This is a genomic window from Pseudomonas sp. D47, assembly GCF_045447305.1.
Taxonomy (GTDB): domain Bacteria; phylum Pseudomonadota; class Gammaproteobacteria; order Pseudomonadales; family Pseudomonadaceae; genus Aquipseudomonas.
Genome location: NZ_JBJGXU010000146.1, coordinates 1 through 1,666, shown reverse-complemented (window position 1 = coordinate 1,666; position 1,666 = coordinate 1). Strand labels below are relative to the sequence as shown.

Sequence of the window (1,666 nt, the reverse complement as noted above, 5' to 3'; positions counted from 1 at the left end):
CCCCCGGTGTCAGGATAGTTGTCGCCTCTCCGGTTTTTCCTAAAAAAGCATATCGGGGGCGGAAAGAGACTGGTCGTGCCGTACTATTCACCTGAACGCAGAGCCGCATTACTCAAGATGCTGCTTCCCCCACTAAACCTGTCGATGGCCGAGGTTTCCCGGCGCGAAGGGGTCAGCGAAATGTCTTTGTCCAACTGGCGCAAGCAGCTCAGTTCTGAAGGAAGTGCAGTGTCCGAAAACAAGCAATCGGCTCAGAACTGGTCAGCCGAAACCAAGTTTGCTGTCGTCCTTGAAGCGTCCGGTTTGTCCGAGATCGACCTGGGCGAGTATTGCCGCCGCAAAGGCCTTTACCCCGAGCAAATCACTGCCTGGCGACAAGCCTTCATCACCGGCCAGAAGTCGGAAAAGGCCCAGCAAAAAGAAGATCGGGAGCAGTCTCGCAAAGATAAGAAGCGCATCCAGGAACTGGAGCGCGAACTGCGCCGCAAAGACAAGGCGCTCGCTGAAACAGCGGCGTTGTTGGTGCTGCGAAAAAAGCTCAACGACTACTGGGGGACCGACAACGAGGACAATTGACGTCTTTGCCGCAGCGGCAGTTACTCGTTGACTGGCTGAGCCAAGCGGTCGCGACGGGAGCCAGAAAAATCAGGGCCTGTCGGGAAATTGGTCTATCGCTTCGGACCTTGCAGCGGTGGACTGAAACAGACGTTATCCAGGCCGATGCCCGAACGACTGTCACACGACCAACGCCGCGTAATGCGCTGAGTGAGGTCGAGCGACAGGCGATTGTGACGCTGTGCAACAGCCCGGAGTACGCCCACCTGCCGCCGAGCCAGATCGTGCCGCGCCTGGCCGATCAAGGGTGCTATCTGGCGTCGGAGGCGACGTTTTATCGCGTCTTGCGAGCGACGGGTCAACAGCAACATCGAGGCCGTAGTCAGCGCCCCAGGCGGTACGCAGCACCGACGACTCATGCAGCCAAAGCGCCCAATCAGGTGTGGTCATGGGACATCACGTATTTGCCATCGCCGATACGCGGCAAGTATTACTACCTCTATCTGATCGAGGATATTTACAGCCGCAAGGCCGTGGGCTGGGAGGTCTACGACGCGGAAAGCGGCGAGAAAGCCGCCGCGCTGCTACAACGCAGCGTGATCGGCGAGCAGTGTTTACGCGAACCGCTGGTGCTGCACTCGGACAACGGCGCGCCGATGAAATCGGTGACGCTGTTGAGCAAGATGTATGAACTGGGCATTACGCCTTCGCGGGGACGACCGCGGGTCAGCAACGACAATCCGTACTCGGAGTCGCTGTTTAGAACGCTGAAATACTGCCCGCAATGGCCGCAGGATGGTTTTGCCAGTTTGGACGCCGCACGCGCTTGGGTGAGGGATTTCATGCGCTGGTACAACACCGAGCACCGGCATAGCCGAATCCGGTTCGTCACACCGGCTGAGCGGCATCGAGGACTGGACCATCAGGTCTTGGCCCGGCGACATGAGCTGTACGAACGAGCCAAAGAGAAAAAGCCTGAGCGGTGGTCGGGTCGAACACGTAACTGGGAGCCGATCGGCACCGTGCTGTTGAACCCGGATCGAGAGCAACAGGTTGAGAAAAGAGCGGCATAGTTAGACGGTTGATGCGACAACTACCTTGAAAAACGCCG

The 1,666-nt window shown here is 58.3% G+C and carries 1 protein-coding gene; it reads left to right on the top strand.

Features of this window, described 5'->3' with window-relative positions:
• Positions 1 to 75 precede the first annotated feature (75 nt).
• Positions 76 to 1,628, top strand: a protein-coding gene (locus ACI77I_RS31930) for an IS3 family transposase (protein WP_407000180.1) whose coding sequence is annotated in 2 segments (ribosomal slippage) — positions 76 to 538 and positions 538 to 1,628 — 1,554 coding nt in all. Because the reading frame shifts where the segments join, the coding sequence is not laid out codon by codon here.
• Positions 1,629 to 1,666: the final 38 nt, after the last annotated feature.